The sequence below is a fragment of the Mesorhizobium sp. BHscii genome, assembly GCF_053848065.1.
In genome coordinates, this window is record NZ_JBSPKW010000016.1 from 106599 (window position 1) to 125525 (window position 18927).

The following is an 18927-nucleotide window of genomic DNA, read 5'->3' on the forward strand; positions in this document are numbered from 1 at the left end:
CGGCAGGGTGAACAATCGGTAAACGACAAGCCGCTGCGGCAGTTTCGTTTACGAAGCGCTTACCATGATCCCGACGTCTGCCGTGGAGCACAAGAACTCGATCCCGATCCGGCACAGAGGTTCTGTGCCGGATCGGATCAGGCACACCAGATCCGTAGGACAGCCCGGATGATCGTTACAGCGGGACGCACGCCGTTCGCGCTTGCGTTTCTATGCCAGCATCTGCGCGCTGGCGGTCCTGTCGACGCCGCGATGGGGCGGGTTGAACAGATTGCTTTCCTGCTCGTAGGTCCAGACCTTGAACAGGCTGAGCCGGTGCGGGCCGAAACTGTGCAGCAACGGCACGTCGGTCGCGTCACGGCCGCGCGCGATGACGACGCGGCCGATCCTCGGCATGTTGTGGCGGGGGTCGAACGTGTACCATTTGCCGTCGAGGAATACTTCCAGCCACGCCGAAAAATCCATCGGTGCCGGGTCGACCGGTACGCCGATGTCACCGAGATAGCCGTTCACGTAGCGGGCGGGGATGTTCATGCAGCGGCAGAGCGTGATCGCCAGATGAGCGAAGTCGCGGCAGACTCCGACGCGCTCCTCATGCGCCTGCGCCGCCGTGCGGGTCGGGCGCGCATAGCCGTAACCGAACGACAGACGGTTGTGGACATAGTCGACGATCGCCTGCACCCGCGCCCAGCCGGATGGAACAGGGCCGAAAACCTGCCAGGCGAGATCACTGAGATGATCGGTCTCGCAATAGCGGCTGCCGAGCAGATAGCAGAGCACATCGTCGGGCAACTCTGCTACCGGCATTTCCCTGGCCAGCGGGTTGACCTCGTCGGTCTCGCCGCTGTCCTCGATGACGGCGTCGTAAAGGATGCGAAAGCCACCGCCAGGCGCCGTGAAGCGGCGGCAGGTGTTACCATAGAGATCGTGATAGAGCCGGGTTGGGACGGAAGGCGAGGTCAGCAAGCGCGTCTGCCGCTTGATATCGGCCTGGCGCTCCTTGTGGATCTCGAGCAGCGAAATCACCGGGGTGGCTTCAGCACAGTCGATGGCGATTTCGTAGCCGAGCCGAATCAGCATCGCGGTTCCCCCGCTTTTGAGCATCGTGGAAGGCGGTTTGATCAACGCGAGACGGCTCGCCGTGGTTCCCTGGTATTGTCGAAAAGGCGATCTCGCGCCTTCCCATGCAGCCGACGGGACGTTACGGTCGATCGACAGACTTTTGGTCCCTCCGAAACAACCTCCCGGGATAGCAGATGTTCGCAGGCAAAAAATTCGCAGCCTTCCTGTTCGACATGGACGGCACGGTGGTCAATTCGATTGCCGCTGCAGAGAGGGTGTGGGCGGATTGGGCACACCGGCAAGGTCTCGACGTTGTCGCATTCCTGCCGTCGATCCACGGCGTGCGGGCAATCGAGACCATCACCCGGCTGGCGCTTCCCGGCGTCGACCCGATGCGCGAGGCCGATGCGCTTCTGCAGGCCGAGGCGGCCGACGTCGACGGCATCGTCCCGATCGCCGGCGCCGCGGCGTTTCTGGCGTCGCTGCCGCCAGAGCGTTGGGCCATCGTCACATCCGCGCCGCGCGAGTTGGCTCTCCTGCGCATCGCAGCCGCCGGCATCCCACTTCCCGCCATCCTTGTCGCGGCGGAGGATGTCTCCCGCGGCAAGCCGGCGCCGGATTGCTTCCGGCTGGCGGCCGAGCGGCTGGGCGTCGATGCGTGCGACTGCCTCGTCTTCGAAGATGCGCCCGCCGGAATATCGGCAGCCGAGGCCGCAGGGGCTACGGTCGTCGTGATCAGCGCCACGCACCAGCATCCGTTGCAAACGCGGCACGCCGCGATCGCCGGTTATGACGCGATCGGCATTGCTGTCGACGACCGCGGCTGGATCGCCATTGAGCCGGAGCGCACGGCCGAGGTCTGCTGACCCTCCGGTATCCTGTCGTGCCTAAAAATCGCTGGTCAGGCCCTTGACCTCCCAGTCACCATAGCGGCCCGGTTCCTTGCCGCCACGGCCGCCGATCTCCTTCGGCACCGCGACTTCCTGCTGGCGATAGCGTTCGCGCCGTGCTTCCGCCTCCGCCAAAGCGCGGCGGGCTGCCGGCGTCAGCGTCTTTTGCGGCGCGCCGTAACCGGGATCGGCGTTTGTATTGCTGGCTTCGCCTGTTTTACTGGTTTCGTCGATCATGCGATTTTCCCGGCGGATTGAAACAGGGCCACACGTTTCCCATCATATAACGATGAGCCGACAAGGATCGACTATTTTTCCGCAGCGCCGGCAGAAACGGAGCAGACAATGAACACACTTCGCACCGCTATGCTTTTGGCAGCGATGACGGCGCTGTTCATGGGCGTCGGCTATCTGATCGGCGGGTCGGGCGGCATGGTGATCGCCTTGCTGATTGCCGCCGCTATGAACCTGTTCAGCTATTGGAACGCCGACAAGATGGTGCTGTCGATGAACCGCGCCGTCGAGGTCGACGAAAGGAACGCGCCGGAATATTACGCTATCGTGCAGAGCCTCGCCAGACAGGCCGGCCTACCGATGCCGAAAACCTATCTGATCGACAACCCGCAGCCCAACGCTTTCGCCACGGGTCGCAACCCGCAGAATGCCGCGGTCGCCGCCACCACCGGACTGTTGCAGCAACTGTCGCATGAGGAGGTCGCGGCTGTCATGGCGCACGAGCTCGCCCATGTGCAGCACCGCGACACGCTGACCATGACGATCGTCGCCACGCTTGCCGGCGCGATCTCGATGCTCGGCAATTTCGCCTTCTTTTTCGGCGGCCACCGCGACAACAACAATTCCTTTGGCATTATTGGCGTGCTGGTGGCGATGATCGTGGCGCCCTTTGCCGCGATGATCGTGCAGATGGCGGTCAGCCGCACCCGCGAATACGAGGCCGACCGGCGCGGCGCCGAGATCTGTGGACAGCCGCTTTGGCTTGCCTCGGCCCTTGACAAGATCGCCCGCGGCGCCGAACGCATCCGCAACCCGGATGCCGAGCGCAATCCGGCGACCGCCCACCTCTTCATCATCAATCCTCTTTCCGGCGAGCGCATGGATAGCCTGTTTTCCACCCACCCGAGCACCGACAACCGCATCGCGGCGCTGCAGGCGATGGCGCGGGATATGGCGTCCGCCCCCGCTCAGCGGCAGGCCCCGATGCCGCGGCAGGCGGACGGGCAGCGCCCGTCGGGCCCGTGGGAGAGGGCAGCCGAGCAGCCTGAGCAGTCGACTGAACCGGCCAGGCCGAAATCCAATCCCTGGGGCCGCAATCCGACCGGACCCAAGGGTCCTTGGTCGTGAGCCAAGCGAAACGCCGGCACCGAATTTCAGGCGATCATGAAAACAATGCAGCGAGCCCCGACGAGCCCGTCGCTGGTCTCGCCGCGCGCAAGGCGGCGGCACGGCTGCTTGCCGCCGTCGTCGATGCGAGGACGCCGCTAGACGGACTGACCGACCATGAGAACGGCCATCCGCAATACAAGGCGCTCGAGCTGCGCGATCGAGCGCTGGTGCGCGCCATACTGGTTACTGCGCTGCGCTTCCGCATGACCATATCAGGGTTGCTGGCCCGTCGCCTGGAAAAGCCGCTGCCGCCCAACGCCACCGCGCTTTCGCACATTCTGCATGTAGCAGCGGCACAGATCCTGTTCCTCGACATTCCCGACAGCGCCGCCGTCGACCTTGCCGTGACCCACGCCAAATCCGATCCGCGCACAGTGCGCTTCTCCGGTCTCGTCAACGGCGTGCTGCGCACGCTGGCGCGGTCCAAGCAGGCCGAGTTGGCTGCAGCGCTTGCCGCCACCGACGAAGCGCCGAAGTGGTTTTCCGACCGGCTGAAAGCCGCCTATGGCGTGGACAAGGCCAGGCAAATTCTCGCCGCTCACCGGCACGAGGCACCAGTCGACTTCACCATCAAGTCCGACCCCGCGCTGTGGGCCGAGCGGCTCGGCGGCATCGTGCTGCCGACCGGCACGGTGCGAGTGGAGAAGCTCAGCGCCTCCGTCACCGAACTTCCCGGCTTCGAAGACGGTGCCTGGTGGGTTCAGGATGCCGCCGCCAGCCTTCCGGCCCGGCTCTTCGGCGACATCAAGGGTTTGCGCGTCGCCGACCTCTGCGCCGCCCCCGGCGGCAAGACCGCTCAGCTCATTCTCGGCGGCGCCAATGTAACCGCCGTCGATACCTCGAAGAACCGGTTGGCGCGGCTATCGCAGAATCTCGAACGGCTTGGTCTGTCCGCAGAGATCGTCCGTGCCGATCTGCTCAAATATGAGCCGGAACAACTGTTCGACGCCGTTCTCCTCGATGCACCGTGCTCTTCGACCGGCACGGTGCGGCGGCATCCCGACGTGCCCTGGACGAAGACAGCGGCCGACATCGAAAAACTCGCCGATCTGCAGCGAAGGTTGCTCGCCCGAGCCGTCACCCTGGTCAAGCCCGGCGGCCGCATCGTCTTTTCCAACTGTTCGCTCGACCCGCTCGAAGGCGAGGCGCTTTACCGCGCCTTCCTCGCCGGGACGGCGGACATCGTCGACGATCCGCTCCGCCCGGGCGAGATCGCCGGCATCGATCCGTTCCTGACGCCGCAAGGCACGCTGCGCACCACGCCCGCCGATCTGGAGCTCGGCTCACCGGAACGGTCCGGCCTGGACGGCTTCTTCGCCGCCCGCTTTCGCAGAGCCGGCTAATGCTGACAATTTGTCGAGTATTTTAGGAAGAATCCTGCGGAAAACAGGCTGAACGCCAAGGCCTCCATGGAATTCGCCTTCGCATAAGTTCTTGAAGCATATAACTTGTCTTCGGGTTGAGGGGTATGAGGAGGGCTTTTGGCGATCGCTGCCGGCAGCACGACGCGTCTATGGACGCTTGTCGCGAAGGAGTTCTGGCGCAAGGCGCGCCGGCGCCTGCGTGCCGGGCCGCTCCATCGCTGGCGCTACTCCGGCCGCACGCCGGAACGGGTGTTGATCGCTCCGCCGGACCTGCGCCTGGCCGACCCGCAGATCGCGCTCGAGATCTATTATGGCCGCTATCCGCTGTCGGGGCATCTGGTCGAGACCGGCGGCAAGTCGCCCTTCCAGATTGCCGTGCCCAATCCCGGCTGGCAAAAGGCGCTGCACGGTTTTCGCTGGCTGCGCCATATGCGCGCCGCCGGCACCGAGCTTGCCGCAGCCAATGCCCGCGCGCTGGTCTCCGACTGGATCACTATTCATGGCAGCAACATTTCCGGTGTCGCCTGGGAGCCCGGCACGACGGCCAAGCGCGTCATTGCCTGGCTGCAGCATTCCTCGGTGGTGCTGCAGGGCGCTGAATTTCCCTTCTACCGGGCCTTCCTGAAATCGCTGGCCATGCAGATCCGCTATCTCAGGGCGATGGCACGCGAAATGCCGGACGGCAATGACAGGCTGCGCGCCCGCATCGCGCTTGCCTTCGCCGCTCTGTCACTGCCGGCACCGCCATCGGCGCTGCGCGGTGCGACACGCAACCTCGCCGAGGAGCTCGACCGTCAGATTCTGCCGGATGGCGGCCATATTTCCCGCAATCCGATGGCCGTTCTTGAAACCCTCGCCGATCTTCTGCCGCTGCGCCAGACCTATGCCAATCAAGCCGAAACGCCGCCGGCGGCGCTGATGGGCGCCATCGACCGTATGCTGCCGGCGCTTCGCTTCTTTCGCCACCAGGACGGCAGCCTCGCCCGCTTCAACGGCATGGGCGCGACCATCCACGACCGCATCGCCACCATTCTGCGCCACGACGACACCGCCGGCGCGCCGTTGCTGCACGCACCGCATTCGGGCTACGAGCGCCTCTCCATGGGCGGCGTCACCGTGATCGCCGATACCGGCCCGCCACCGCCTATCGATGTTTCCAACGCGGCGCACGCCGGATGCTTGGCCTTCGAGCTGTCTTCCGGCCGCCGCCACTATGTCGTCAACGCCGGCGTCGATACCTATGGCGCCGCCGAATTCCGGCCGCTTGCCCGCGCCACGGCCGCCCATTCGACCGCCACCATCAACGACACCTCGTCGGCGCGTTTCAGCCACTCGCTGCGCGTCAACGATCTGCTCGGCACGCCGTTGATCGGCGGCCCGCAGCATGTGCTTTGCAAGCGCACCGACCAGCAAGGCAGCCAGGGTTTTCTGGCTCGCCACGACGGCTATGTCGCGCGCTTCGGCTTCCTGCATGAGCGCGAACTGAAATTGTCGACGAACGGCAATGTGCTCGCCGGCAGGGATCGCCTTCTGCGGCCGGGCAATGCTGCGATCCGCAACAACGGCCGCGATTTCGTCACCGTACGCTTCCACATCCATCCCGACATAGGCCTGCTCCAGGACGAGCACTCCCGCCTGGTGCTGACCGCCGAACAGGCCGACACATGGGTGTTCACCTGCACCGAGGTAGCCCCCGAGGTCGAGGAATCGATTTATTTCGCCGGTCTTGGCGGCCCGCGCCGCAGCCGGCAGATCGTGCTGGCCTTCAAGGCATCGGAGGTTTCCGAAGTCCATTGGCAACTGACGCGAACGGCCATCGCCGGTCATTCGGCAAAAAGCTGAGACTGCAGGTGGCAGCGGAGCGAATGGTCCAGGCCTGGAGCAAAGGATGCTGTAACGCATCGGCCCGAAAATCGGAACGATTTTCGGAAAGTACGATGCGTAGGCCGAAAAGTGTTAGAGCGTACTCTGTGCGTCCAAGTGGACGCACGTCGCTCTAACGGCTTGATTTCCGGTCGCCATGTGCTACGGCGCGCGGACACTTTCCCAACCAGCCGTGAAAGGCCGCCAGCCCATGGCCGTCGCCGCCAAGAACATTCCCGCGCCCGACCTCGTTCCCGTTCGCCGCGCGCTGCTCTCCGTCTTCGACAAGACCGGGCTCATCGATTTCGCCAGGGCTCTGGCCGGGGCCGGCGTCGAGCTGGTCTCCACCGGCGGCACGGCAAAGGCGATCGCGGAGGCAGGCATGGCCGTGCGCGACGTCTCCGACCTTACCGGCTTTCCCGAGATCATGGACGGCCGCGTCAAGACGCTCCATCCGTCCGTGCATGGCGCGCTGCTCGGCGTGCGCGACGATCCCGAACACGCCGCGGCGATGCGCGATCATGGCATTGAGCCGATCGATCTCGTCGTCTCCAATCTCTATCCTTTCGAGGATGTCCGCCGCTCCGGCGCCGCTTACGCCTCGATCGTCGAGAACATCGACATAGGCGGCCCGGCGATGATCCGCGCCTCGGCCAAGAACCACGCCTATGTCGCCATCGTCACTGACCCCGAGGACTATGCCTCGGTGCTCAACGCACTGGAGATGAATTTCGGCTCGCTCTCGCTGGATTTCCGCAAGAAACTGGCGGCCAAGGCTTTCGCCCGCACCGCCAGCTATGATGCGGCGATCTCCGGCTGGTTCGCCGAAGCGCTGGAGATCGAGCATCCCACCTGGCGCGCCTTCGGCGGCAGGCTGGACCAGGTGATGCGCTACGGCGAAAACCCGCACCAGAGTGCCGGCTTCTACGTCGATGGCGATAAGCGGCCGGGCGTCGCGACGGCGCGCCAGCTTCAGGGCAAGCAGCTTTCCTACAACAACATCAACGACACCGACGCCGCCTTCGAACTGGTCGGCGAGTTCGATCCGGCCCGCTCCGCCACTGTCGCCATTATCAAGCACGCCAACCCGTGCGGCGTCGCCGAGGGCGCTTCGCTGAAGGCGGCCTACGCCAAGGCGTTTGCCTGCGACCCTGTTTCGGCTTTTGGCGGCATTGTCGCGATGAACCGTACCCTCGATGCCGAGGCCGCCGAAGAGATCGTCAAAACCTTCACCGAGGTCATCATCGCGCCGGGTGCCTCGGAAGAAGCAATCCGCATCGTCGCCGCCAAGAAGAATCTGCGCTTGCTTGTCACCGGCGGCCTGCCCGATCCGCGCGCGGCCGGCTCCACCGTGAAATCCGTTTCCGGCGGGTTGCTCGTCCAGCGCCGCGACAATGCGGTGGTCGATGACCTCGACCTGAAAGTGGTGACCAGGCGCGCGCCGACGCCGGCCGAGATGGCCGATCTCAAATTCGCCTTTCGCATCGCAAAGCACGTCAAGTCGAATGCCATCGTCTATGTCAGAGACGGTGCCACCGTCGGCATCGGCGCCGGCCAGATGAGCCGGGTCGATTCCTCGCGCATCGCCGCGCGCAAGGCGCTCGACGCGGCCGAAGCTGCCGGCCTGGCCGAGCCGCTGACCAAAAATTCTGTCGTCGCCTCGGATGCTTTTTTCCCGTTTGCCGACGGGCTGCTGTCTGCGATCGAAGCCGGCGCTACCGCCGTCATCCAGCCGGGTGGCTCGATGCGCGACGACGATGTCATCGCCGCCGCCGACGCCCACGGCATCGCTATGGTGTTTACCGGCGTGAGGCATTTCAGGCATTGAGCAGCCCTCCTTCTCCCCTTGCGGAAGAAGGAGGCCGAGCGAAGCTCGGCCGGATGAGGGGTGTTGGCAGGATCGCCACGATGAAGACGTAAGGGATTCAAATCCCTTGATGTTTTCACGTCTCGTTTCCTCCAGCACCCCTCATCCGTCTCGGCGCTATCGCGCCGATCCACCCTTCTCCCACGGGAGAAGGGAAGAGCAGTTCACTCTGCCGGCTGGTCCGCTGGATAAGGCGTGCGGACCAGGATCGCCAGGCCGACGCCGAGGAACAGCACGATTGCCGCCATGCCTAGCCGCGACGAGCCGCTGGCCAAGGTGATCGTGGCCACCATGAATGGCGCAGCAAAACTGGTCGCCCGTCCGGCCAGCGCATAGATGCCGAAATAGCGGCCCGATTCGGCAGCGGTGACGCTGCGCGCCATGTACGAGCGCGACGATGCCTGCACCGGCCCAAAGGCAAGCCCGATCAGCAGACCGAAAAAGATGTAGGCTTTTTCGGCGGGTGTACCGAACAACCCGCCGCTATCGGCTCCGGGCATCATCCAGGCACCGAACAGCGTGTAACCCGGCCCGGTCGAGACGATGCCGATCGTGGCAATGCTGAGCAAGACAAGCGAAATCATCACTATGGCCTTGGAGCCGAGCGCCACGTCGAGGCGTGCGGCAACCAGGCAGCCGAAGATGGCGACGACGTTGAGGATGATGCCGAACAGGCCGATCTCGGTGATCGACCAGTGGAACATCGCCGCCGCAAAGGCACCGCCCAGCGCAAGCAACGCATTGACGCCATCCTGATAGATCATGCGGGCGACGAGAAAGCGGAAGATGCCGCTGCGCTTGCGTATTTCGCCCAGCGTCGATTTCAATTCCGACAGCCCCTCGCGCACCGCCGGTCCAAGGGGAATACCCTTGGCCGCATCCGGCGTGAAAAAGAACATTGGCAGGATGAACAGGAAATACCAGGCCGCTGTGAGGGGTCCGGTCGCCCGTGCGTCCTCGCCGAGTTTCGGATCGAGCCCGAGGATCGGGTCGAGGCCGACGATCGTCTTGCCGGATTCCGGTGAACTGGCCATGAAGGCGACGACGACGATCAGCGCGATCATGCCGCCGAGATAGCCAAGGCCCCATGCCATATTCGAGATTCGGCCGATTTCGCTCTTCGGCACCAGACGCGGCATCATCGAATCGTTGAAGACGGTCGAGAATTCCGCCGCGACCGAGGCCAGCGAGAAGAACAGCACGACCAGGAAAAGGTTCGAGCCGGGAGCAGCGAACCACAGCAGGCAAAGACTGGTGATCTTGATCGCAGCGAAGAGTGCGATCCACGGTTTTCGCGGGCCGGTCTGGTCGGCGACCGAGCCGAGGATCGGCGACAGAACGGCGATGGCCAGACCCGCCGCGGCGATGCCGTAACCCCATGCCGCCTGCCCCGTTTCAGGATCGCTCGCCATGCGCGAGACGAAATAGGGCCCGAAGATGAAGGTGGTGATGACCGTGAAAAACGGCTGCGCCGCCCAGTCGAACAGCATCCACCCCCAGATGCCGCGTCTCGACGTCCGCTGCACTGCTATTTCGGCCATATCCCCTCCCACGAAACGGTGCCCCGAAGCGGGGAACCGCTTCGCTCTATAGCGCAGTTCTTGCCGGCAATCGCGCGCGATTTGGAAGGCTTCTCACAGCACCGTCAGGTCGCTGATCAGCCCCGATGCCACCGACAGCCGCGACACCGTGATGTCGCCGCCCTCGGTCAGCGCCTGCAGCCGCTCGCGGATGCGCCCGACCCTCTCGCCGCCGGCCTCCAGCCACGCCGTCACCGGATCCGCCGCCTTGGCGTGGCCGGTGAGCGCCGCCACCGCGATGCCGCGCCTGGCCGCGCCGATCGTGTCGGTGGCGCGGGACAGCGCCAATTGGTCGTAGTAGTCGGACGGCGCGATCGAGCGCGCCGCATCCTCGACGCGCGGAATGCGGAAGGCATCGCTGACCGCGAAAAACGCCTTCGCAGCGACGACGATGTCGGCGTTCGCCGTTCGGGCCGTCAGCGCGATGTCAGGGACGACGCCCGCCACATCGGTCAGCGCCAGCTGTTCTGCCAGTCTTTCGGGCGCGCCGCCCTTGGACAGACCATGCCGCCGCTCCTCGATCCGCTCGCGCGAGAAGGCCGGCAGCAGCGAAACCAGCTTCGGCTCCAGTGCCTTGCGCGCGTCCTGCAACTCGGCGATCCGTTGGCCGAGCGGTGCGGTGCCGCTATCGTTCTTGAGATACCAGCCGCTGGCCACATAGGTGAGCCGGCTAACCGCCTGATAGAGGTCGAGCTGCACCTGCCCGTCGATCTGGTTATCGAGCGCGTCGATCTGGCGATAGAGCGCCGGCAAGCCGAAGCCGTCGCGCACCACGGCGAAGGTCCGGACCACGTCGGCCGCACTGCGTCCGGTTGCTTCCTGCAGCCTGTTGACGAAGGATGGGCCGCCCCGGTTGACCAGATCGTTGGCGACGACACGGGCAATGATTTCGCGGCGCAGGCGATGGCCACGGATCTCGGCCGCGTATTTCTTCGCCATACGGTCCGGAAAATAGCCCATCAGGTCACGGTCGAAATGCAGATCGTCCGGCACGTCGCTGGCGACGATGTCGGAAAACAGCACGATCTTGGCATAGGCCAACAACACGCCGAGCTCGGCCCTGGTCAGCGGCTCGGCGCGCGCGTCGCGCTCGGCAAGGGCTGCCGGCCACGGCAGAGCTTCGACATTGCGGTCGAGCAGACCGCGCGCCTCGAGCGCTGCCATGAAACGGCTCTGATGGGCGATGTCGGCAAGGCCGCGCTTGCGGGCAAGGGACAGCGCCAGCGTCTGCTCGTAATTGTTGGACAGCACCAGCGCGCTCACCTCGTCGGTCATCTCGGCAAGAAGCTTGTTGCGCGCTGGGCGGGTCAGCGCCCCCTTGCGCATGGCGGAAGCCAGCGCGATCTTGATGTTGACCTCGACGTCCGAGCAGTTGACGCCGCCCGAATTGTCGATGGCGTCGGAATTGCAGCGCCCGCCATTCAGCCCGAACTCGATGCGGGCTCGCTGCGTCGCGCCGAGATTGGCGCCCTCGCCGATGACCTTGGCGCGCACATCGAGCGCGGTCACCCGAATAGCATCGTTGGCGCGGTCGCCGACATCCTGGTTGGTTTCCGTCGATGCCCTCAGATATGTGCCGATGCCACCGAACCACAAAAGGTCGACCGGCGCCTTGAGGATGGCGCTCATGATCTCGACCGGCGAAGCGGTCGTCTTGCCGAGGCCGATCGCCGCGGCCGCGGCGGGCGGCAGCGTGATCGACTTCTGGCTGCGCGAGACGATGACGCCGCCTTCCGACAGTTTTGTCTTGTCATAGTCCTGCCAGCTCGAACGGGTGAGGGCAAACATGCGCCGGCGCTCGGCCATCGAAGCCGCCATGTCGGGAGCGGGATCAATGAAGATGTCGCGATGGTCGAAGGCGGCGATCAGCCGGGTCATTTCGGACAGGAGCATACCGTTGCCGAACACGTCGCCCGACATGTCGCCGACGCCGACGACGGTGAAGGGCGTGGTCTGGATATCCCGATTCATCTCGCGGAAATGCCGCTTGACTGCTTCCCAGGCGCCCTTGGCGGTGATGCCCATCTTTTTATGGTCGTAGCCGGCCGAGCCGCCGCTGGCGAAGGCGTCGTCGAGCCAGAAGCCATGTTTCTCGCTGATGGCGTTGGCGGTGTCGGAGAAGGTCGCCGTGCCCTTGTCGGCGGCGACCACGAAATAGGGATCATCCTGGTCGCGCCTGATCACACCGGCTGGCGGAATGACGCCGTCTAGGCCGATATTGTCGGTGATCGACAACAGGCTGGAGACATAGTTCTTGTAGGCGGACGCGCCGGCTTCGAAGATGGCGTCGCGGCCGGCGCCCATCGGCAGCTTCTTCGGATAGAAACCGCCCTTGGCGCCAACCGGCACGATCACCGCATTCTTGACCTGCTGTGCCTTGACTAGGCCGAGCACTTCGGTGCGGTAGTCCTGGGCGCGGTCCGACCAGCGCAGACCGCCGCGGGCGACTGGGCCGAAGCGCAGATGCACGCCCTCGACCACGGAACCGTAGACGAAGATCTCCCGCCACGGCCGCGGCGCCGGCAGGCCGTCGACCGCTTGCGAGTCGAGCTTGATCGCCAGCGACTGGCCCTTCTCCTTCAGATCGGGGACGAAATGATTGGTGCGTAGCGAGGCTTCGATCAGGTTGAGGTAGCGACGGATGATCGTATCGTCATCGATGTTGGGAACCTCTTCCAACGCATCCCTGATCTTAGCCTTGAGGTGCTTGGCTGCGACTACGCCTTCCGTCTCGGCCATCGGTCCGAGGCGGGCGACGAACAGCTCATGCAGGCCACACGCGATCTCCGGATAGCGGTTGAGCGCGGCGGCAATGAAATCCTGGCTCTGCGGGATCCCGGCCTGCTGCAGATAGCGGCCATAGGCGCGCAGGATGGTGACCTCGCTCGACCACAGGCCGGCGGTCTGGGCAAGGCCGTTATAGCCGTCATTGTCGATGTCGCCGCGCCACACGGAAAGGAACGCGTCCTCGAACAGCGCGCCGCGGTCGCCAAGGTCGATCGGCTTGCCGTAGCTGTTTTCGAGCTCCATGTCGTGGATGAAGACCATGCCGGAAGCTTCGTCCCCGACCTCGAAGGTGCGCTCGCTGATAACGCGGAAGCCGATGTTCTCCAGCACCGGCACCCGCCGCGACAGCGCCACCGGGCTGCCATGGTGATAGATCTTCAGCGCCGCTTGATGCGGTTCTTGGTTGGCATGACGGTAGTAGTCGATGGCGATCGGATTGGCCGCGCTGATCTTGGCGATGCGCCCGGCATCGGCCAACGCCTCCGCCGGCGAGAAGCTGTCGCGATAGCTTCCCGAGAAGCGCGAAGCGATCGCCGTGAGCGCCGCATCGGCGCCGCTCTCGGCCGCGGTCTCCCGCAGAATGTCGTCCCAGGTCCGCACGATGGCGCGGATCGCTGCCTCGATCGTCGCCTGGTCGATCTTCGGCGTCCTGCCGCCGGAACGGCCGATGATGAAGTGGACACGCGCCAGCCCGCCTTCCGGAAAGGCGGGGTAGTAGGCCGACAGCCGGCCTTGGAACACCGTCTTCAGATAGGTGCCGATCTTCTCGCGTACGACGCTGTCGTAGCGGTCGCGCGGCACGAAGACGAGGATCGAGACGAAGCGGTCGAACTGATCGGCGCGCACCAGCGCTCTGACGCGCGGCCGCTCGATCAGCCCCAGAATGGCTTCGGCGTGCTTGCGCAGGATCGGCACCGGAACTTGGAACAGCTCGTCGCGCGGATAGCTCTCCAGCACGTTGATCAGTGCCTTGCCGGAGTGATCTTCAGGGTTGAAACCGGATTTGGCGATGATGGTTTCGGCTTTCGACCTGAGATAAGGGATCTTCATCACCGAGCGCGTGTAGGCAGTCGAGGTGAACAGGCCGACGATGCGCAGCTCGCCGGCAAGCACGCCCTTGGCGGTGTAGGTCTTGACGCCGATGTAATCGAGATAGATGCGGCGGTGCACCGACGATTTGGCATTGGCCTTGGTGACGATCAGCGGTTCCGGCCCGTGCAGGAAGGCGCGAATTTCCGGCGTCGTCGACACCGCTTCGGTGCCGCGCCGCAGCACCAGCACGTCGGGATCGGAGAGGATGCCAAGGCCGGGCTTGTCGGTGCGCTCCAGCATGCCACTCTTCTCGCCGCCGGTGTATTTGAACTCGCGCATGCCGAGGAAGGTGAAATTGTCGTCGCGCAGCCATTCGAGAAAGGCGATCGCTTCAGTGACATGGGCCTTGTCGAGCGGCACCGGAGCGTAGCGGAACTCCGAGATTGCCTGGTCGAGGCGGGCCAGCATCGGCTTCCAGTCGGTGACAGCGGCGCGCACCTGGCCTAATATTTTCTTCAGCCGCTCGGCCAATGCGTCGGCCTGATCGGCCGAAAGACGGGCGATATGGACGTGGATGACGCTCAGCCGCTCATGACTGTGATCGCCCTTGGCGAAGCCGCCATCGCCGAGGATTTCATCGACGCCGCTCTTGCCGTGCCTGACGACGATGACTGGATGGGTAACCAGCAACGGTTCGCCGGCGCTCTCAGTGATCTCGCCGAGGATGGAATCGAACAGGAACGGCATGTTGTCGTTGACAACGGTGATCACGGTAATCGGCCTGCCCTGGCGGACGACACCGGAATCAAACTCTATGGCGACGACGCAATCGCCCTTCTTGTGCCTGGCGACGGCGCGTCCGGCGAGATCGGCTGCGCGTTCGAGGGCGGTGACCTCATAGGCGGCGACATCTTCGGCCGGCGCTCGGGCCAGCAGGTAGTCGGCAAGCCTGCCGGGTTTCTCGCTGCCTTTGGCCGTGCTCATCTTTTTCAACTGGCTTGCGGATTTCAGGCCGGCCATGTCGCTAGTCCCTCCCGTCATATGTTTTATAACTATGATAGCAGATGGCCGATGTTGGCGACAAAGGTTTGACCGCTTGCGACGAAATGTCGGAATTCGTCAGCAAATTACCGACGAACAAGGAAAAACAGCCCATGGCCGGAAAAATCACTGCACTTGGCCTCGCACCCGCGGAACTGAGCGAGGCGACGAGGGCCTATTTCGCCAAATGCGAGGAGAAGCTCGGCCTCGTTCCCAATGTGCTTTTGGCCTACGCTTTCGACGAGACGAAGCTGCGTGCCTTCACCGATATGTACAACGATCTGATGCTGGGCCAATCCGGCCTGTCCAAGCTGGAGCGCGAGATGATCGCGGTCGCCGTCTCCTCCATCAATCATTGCTACTATTGCCTCGCCGCCCATGGCGCGGCGGTGCGCCAGCTTTCCGGCGACCCGGGCTTTGGCGAGATGATGGTGATGAACTTCCGCGCCGCCGACCTTTCCGCTAGACAGAAAGCGATGCTTGAATTCGCGGTGAAGCTGACCGAGCAGCCGGACAAGATCGTCGAGACCGACCGGGCAGCGCTGCGTGAGGCCGGCTTTTCCGACCGCGACATCTGGGACATCGCCTCGACCGCCGCCTTCTTCAACATGTCGAACCGGGTGGCGGCGGCGGTCGATATGCGGCCGAACGATGAATACCACGCGATGGCAAGGTGAGAGTGTTAGATGCTTCGAGTTTGCGCCTTCGTCACAGCTCTTGCTTTGGCCATCTTGCACAGCGTTCGTGAATCGACAGCGCAACCAGCAGATCCCGGACCCGCATCTATTGCCATTCCGTATTCACCAATCGTCGGCCAGAGCTGGCGTATCGAGATAGAAGAACGAAAACGACAACTTACAAAAGGATCTCGACCAGGGAAAGTGGCAAAATATATGGTCGCTATGAAGTAACCGGGGCCAATGAGGGCGGCTATAGTTCGGCATGGACGGCAACTGAACTGACCGTTGGAGTGGCTCCGCTCTACGATTGGTCGACCGTCCACGCGTTGCGGGGGATTCGTCTCGAATTCGATACCGACATCCGCGGAGCGCCGGTTTCCATAAAGAACTGGCCACGCCTTCGCGATTTGCTTGAGAAGAAAACCCTTAGCCTGCCCCAATACGTCAATCGGCCAGTCGCCCAAAACAAGATCCGGGAATTTCTTCTGGGTCTCACTTCAAAGACAGCCGTACCTTACCTCCTGAAAGACCTTGACGTAGCAGCTGCATGCCAAGGCACTGATCTCCCGTTAGGCCACGAACTGAACTCGACGGACACGACATCAAATTCGTCTGGCGTACCTTTTGTCAATTTGCGCTCACATTTGTTGGTCGGGGTTGATGAAACAGCCAGGACCGCAACACTGAAGATGCGGATAACGTCGGATGCCGACAACCTTCCAGGAGCTATTGTTGACACGATAGAAAAGTACAATCCGGATTCGAAACAAATGGAATGGCAAACGGTTCGCACCGATGCGGCCGTCCACCGATCGTTCGACGCGGATTGCACAGTCGATATCGACGGAGGCACGACGCGCCAAATTCAGTATGAGGAAAAGCTGGTGGCAGCTGCCCGTGATCGAACAAACGTCTATGTCGACACATGGAGTATTACGGTTAGGCCTGCAGCCAAGTAGCAAAGCTATAGTGCGTTTGCGACCCGACTGCTCCGAATATTAGCTGTTGCGCATTTTCGTTGCCTGCTCGCCTTTTTGGTCCGATGATCGCCGGGCGGCAGGGCCGCATGCCGGTTCGATGCCGCTGGATCAAGGAGGAGAACATGGCGAAATTTCTATACGTTTATCATGGCTCCGGGAAGATGCCGACCGACGAGGCCGAGCGGCAAGCAGCGATGGATGCCTGGAACGGCTGGTACGGCAAGCTCGGCTCGGCCGTTGTCGACGGCGGCAATCCGGTCGGCATGTCGAAGACCGTGCTGCCCGGCGGCAAGGTCGAGAACAATGGCGGCAGCAATCCGACCGCCGGTTATACAATCATCGAGGCGAACGACATCGACGACGCCGTCAGCAAGGCCAAGGATTGTCCTATCCTGAGGGACCCGGCTTTCAGCATCGAGATCGCGCCCATCATCGAAATGGGCTGACGCGTAGCTTGGTTGAGCATGATCTTTCCGAAAACCGGTTTCCACTTTTCGGGATCATGCTCAGGACCGCGCCGCGATCGCCGCCGCGGCGCCGGCCATGGTGGTGGCGCTGACGCGGTTGGCGATCTTCATCGCCCGCTTGCTCTTCAGCAGTTTCCGCGCCTGCGCTGCGGCAAGCACCCAAGCCAGATCGATGGCGACCAGAACCACGGCCATGGTCAGCGTCAGCTCGACCCAGCCGACGATCGTCACCGACGCGAGATCGATGATGGTCGGCAGCAGCGCCAGATAGAACATCATGATCTTGGGATTGCCGAGCGTCACCGCCATGCCGGCAAAGAACAGTTTGACGGCCGACTCTTCGCGCGGCATCTCGCCCTCGCGCGCCTCGACCGGCGCCGTCCACATCTTCCAGGCGAGGTAGGCGAGATAGGCGACGCCGACCCACTTCAGCACGACAAAGGCGAGATGGAAGGTCTGCGCCACCACCGCCAGCCCAAACACCGCCAGCGACAGCCAGATACCCTCGCCGATCCACATGGCGAGCAGGAACGGAAACACATCGCGAAAGCCTTTTGCGATAACCCGCGCCACCAGAGCGGCAATCGAGGGGCCGGGCGAGCCGGCGGCGACGAAAAGGGCGGCGGCGAAGATCAGAAGCGATGTGAAGTGCATGACCGATATCTCTGTTTTCGGGCGTTGGCTCTTACGCAAGACTAGCCCAACTGGCCGGGCAACGGTAGCGCTCACCGAGAAGAGCCTTGCCGGCCAAACTTCTCGCGGCTAGAAGTTCCGTCCCGACACATTTTCGAGCTTCACTTTGCCTACGTAACCGCCGGTCTCGTCAACTCCCCCGACACAATGCATGGCGCCGTTTTCGCGACGTCTCTTCATTTCATGTGTTCCTCAGGGTGGCGGTTCGAGACCGGTTTGGCACTGCTGAACCGTTGTTGCGTTTCACCACCCGCGACACCTGATTTCCGACCACCGCAGCCTCTCGCCACGCCGTGCCCAGCATGGGCATCTCGACATCGCCGATCTGACGAACTTCCCGACGGGAAGGGCTTTTCGGCATGTCTTCGATACTGCGCATGCGCTGGGTGATCGCGCCCAAAACCGCACCTCGACCTCTGATCAATTGCAACCGCTGCAACGGCCTCAAGGCTTACCACAGCAGTGGGAAATTCCGCGTCAACGCCAACGGCAAGCGCATCGATGCGTGGCTGATCTACCGATGCGTCGATTGCGACAATTCCTGGAATTTCGGCATTCTGGAGCGGTGCAACCGCCGCGACATCGAGCCTGCGCTGCTGCAGGCGCTCGCAAGCAACGACCCGGCCCTGGCGCGTCGCCATGCCTTCGATGTTGTTGCACTACGCAGCAGGATCGGGCGCGTCGAGGAGTTTCCTGAAGCCGCCATTCACAAGGAGGTGCTTGGCGACAGGCCGGAAAACACCACCGCTCTCGAACTCCAGCTCGGGCTCGAAACGCCGACAGCGCTGCGGCTAGACCGGTTGCTGGCCAGCGAACTCGGCATCTCGCGATCGCGGCTTCAGGCCTGGGAAGAGAAGCGATTGCTGGTCGTTGGTCCGGACGGGGCCAAAGCCTTGCGCAAGCCGCCTCGAGCGGGGATGGTGATCCGCATCGAGCTCGTCGGTGAGCCCGACCGGGAAGCCATCATCTCGGCTGCAGGTGGATAAGGCGAGATAACTGCGACCAGGGGTCAGTCGCCCTCTTCTGGGACCGAGCCAATCAAACCCTTGGCCGCTTCGACATCACTGTCAACGACTTGCACATGGATCAGGCCGAGCCTGCTGTCGGTCATATGAGTCGCGAGGGCATAGATCCCATACGCTTCGAGCATCGAAACGCAAACTTCGGCCTCGGGCCGATTGTCGTATATGACAGCCGTGACGAGGTTGCCGCTCATT

General features: G+C 63.4%; 15 protein-coding genes. 9 read left to right on the forward strand and 6 right to left on the reverse strand.

Annotation, left to right across the window (positions count from 1 at the left end; all coding sequences use genetic code 11):
• Window positions 1–210: 210 nt before the first annotated feature.
• Complete coding sequence (locus ACWTU7_RS21555) at window positions 211–1080, reverse strand: transglutaminase-like domain-containing protein (protein WP_455840105.1); 870 nt, start codon at window positions 1078–1080, stop codon at window positions 211–213.
• A gap of 176 nt (window positions 1081–1256) precedes the next feature.
• On the opposite strand from ACWTU7_RS21555, the gene ACWTU7_RS21560 reads away from it, so the two are divergent.
• On the forward strand, window positions 1257–1928 hold the full coding sequence (locus ACWTU7_RS21560; RefSeq protein WP_455840104.1) for an HAD-IA family hydrolase: 672 nt from the start codon (window positions 1257–1259) through the stop codon (window positions 1926–1928).
• A 21-nt stretch (window positions 1929–1949) separates the two neighbouring features.
• Here ACWTU7_RS21560 and ACWTU7_RS21565 read toward each other — a convergent pair whose 3' ends face one another.
• Complete coding sequence (locus ACWTU7_RS21565; RefSeq protein WP_455840103.1) at window positions 1950–2189, reverse strand: DUF1674 domain-containing protein; 240 nt, start codon at window positions 2187–2189, stop codon at window positions 1950–1952.
• 108 nt (window positions 2190–2297) lie between these two features.
• On the opposite strand from ACWTU7_RS21565, the gene htpX reads away from it, so the two are divergent.
• The 4 genes from htpX (at window position 2298) to purH (ending at window position 8411) form a co-directional block, all read left to right on the forward strand.
• Window positions 2298–3314 carry a zinc metalloprotease HtpX gene (gene htpX, locus ACWTU7_RS21570; RefSeq protein WP_455840102.1) on the forward strand — a complete coding sequence of 339 codons (1017 nt, stop codon included), beginning with the start codon at window positions 2298–2300 and terminating at the stop codon, window positions 3312–3314.
• On the forward strand, window positions 3305–4699 hold the full coding sequence (locus ACWTU7_RS21575) for an RsmB/NOP family class I SAM-dependent RNA methyltransferase (protein WP_455840101.1): 1395 nt from the start codon (window positions 3305–3307) through the stop codon (window positions 4697–4699). Before htpX ends, ACWTU7_RS21575 begins: the two co-directional genes overlap by 10 nt.
• Before the next feature lie 138 nt (window positions 4700–4837).
• Window positions 4838–6562, forward strand: coding sequence for a heparinase II/III family protein (locus tag ACWTU7_RS21580; RefSeq protein WP_455840100.1), 1725 nt, complete (start codon window positions 4838–4840; stop codon window positions 6560–6562).
• 232 nt (window positions 6563–6794) lie between these two features.
• Window positions 6795–8411 (forward strand): bifunctional phosphoribosylaminoimidazolecarboxamide formyltransferase/IMP cyclohydrolase, encoded by a 1617-nt coding sequence (purH, locus tag ACWTU7_RS21585; protein ID WP_455840099.1) that lies wholly within the window; start codon window positions 6795–6797, stop codon window positions 8409–8411.
• 203 nt (window positions 8412–8614) lie between these two features.
• Here purH and ACWTU7_RS21590 read toward each other — a convergent pair whose 3' ends face one another.
• Window positions 8615–9991, reverse strand: coding sequence for an MFS transporter (locus ACWTU7_RS21590; protein WP_455840098.1), 1377 nt, complete (start codon window positions 9989–9991; stop codon window positions 8615–8617).
• Window positions 9992–10084: 93 nt separating this feature from the next.
• Entirely contained in the window at window positions 10085–14869 is a 4785-nt protein-coding gene (locus tag ACWTU7_RS21595; protein ID WP_455840097.1) for an NAD-glutamate dehydrogenase, read from the reverse strand.
• A 134-nt stretch (window positions 14870–15003) separates the two neighbouring features.
• Between ACWTU7_RS21595 and ACWTU7_RS21600 the strand changes: the two genes are divergently transcribed.
• The 3 genes from ACWTU7_RS21600 (at window position 15004) to ACWTU7_RS21610 (ending at window position 16996) form a co-directional block, all read left to right on the forward strand.
• Window positions 15004–15567 carry a peroxidase-related enzyme gene (locus ACWTU7_RS21600; RefSeq protein WP_029349094.1) on the forward strand — a complete coding sequence of 188 codons (564 nt, stop codon included), beginning with the start codon at window positions 15004–15006 and terminating at the stop codon, window positions 15565–15567.
• A 293-nt stretch (window positions 15568–15860) separates the two neighbouring features.
• Window positions 15861–16529, forward strand: a complete 669-nt coding sequence (locus ACWTU7_RS21605; RefSeq protein ID WP_455840096.1) for a hypothetical protein — start codon at window positions 15861–15863, stop codon at window positions 16527–16529.
• A 143-nt stretch (window positions 16530–16672) separates the two neighbouring features.
• Window positions 16673–16996 carry a hypothetical protein gene (locus tag ACWTU7_RS21610; protein WP_455840095.1) on the forward strand — a complete coding sequence of 108 codons (324 nt, stop codon included), beginning with the start codon at window positions 16673–16675 and terminating at the stop codon, window positions 16994–16996.
• 60 nt (window positions 16997–17056) lie between these two features.
• Here the strand turns inward: ACWTU7_RS21610 and ACWTU7_RS21615 are convergent, their stop codons facing one another.
• Window positions 17057–17671 carry a LysE family translocator gene (locus tag ACWTU7_RS21615; RefSeq protein ID WP_029349097.1) on the reverse strand — a complete coding sequence of 205 codons (615 nt, stop codon included), beginning with the start codon at window positions 17669–17671 and terminating at the stop codon, window positions 17057–17059.
• A gap of 398 nt (window positions 17672–18069) precedes the next feature.
• On the opposite strand from ACWTU7_RS21615, the gene ACWTU7_RS21620 reads away from it, so the two are divergent.
• Window positions 18070–18696, forward strand: coding sequence for a DUF1062 domain-containing protein (locus tag ACWTU7_RS21620; RefSeq protein ID WP_455840094.1), 627 nt, complete (start codon window positions 18070–18072; stop codon window positions 18694–18696).
• Between the two features lie 23 nt (window positions 18697–18719).
• Here ACWTU7_RS21620 and ACWTU7_RS21625 read toward each other — a convergent pair whose 3' ends face one another.
• A complete protein-coding gene (locus tag ACWTU7_RS21625; protein ID WP_455840093.1) occupies window positions 18720–18926 on the reverse strand; it encodes a hypothetical protein in 207 nt (68 codons plus the stop codon).
• Window position 18927: the final 1 nt, after the last annotated feature.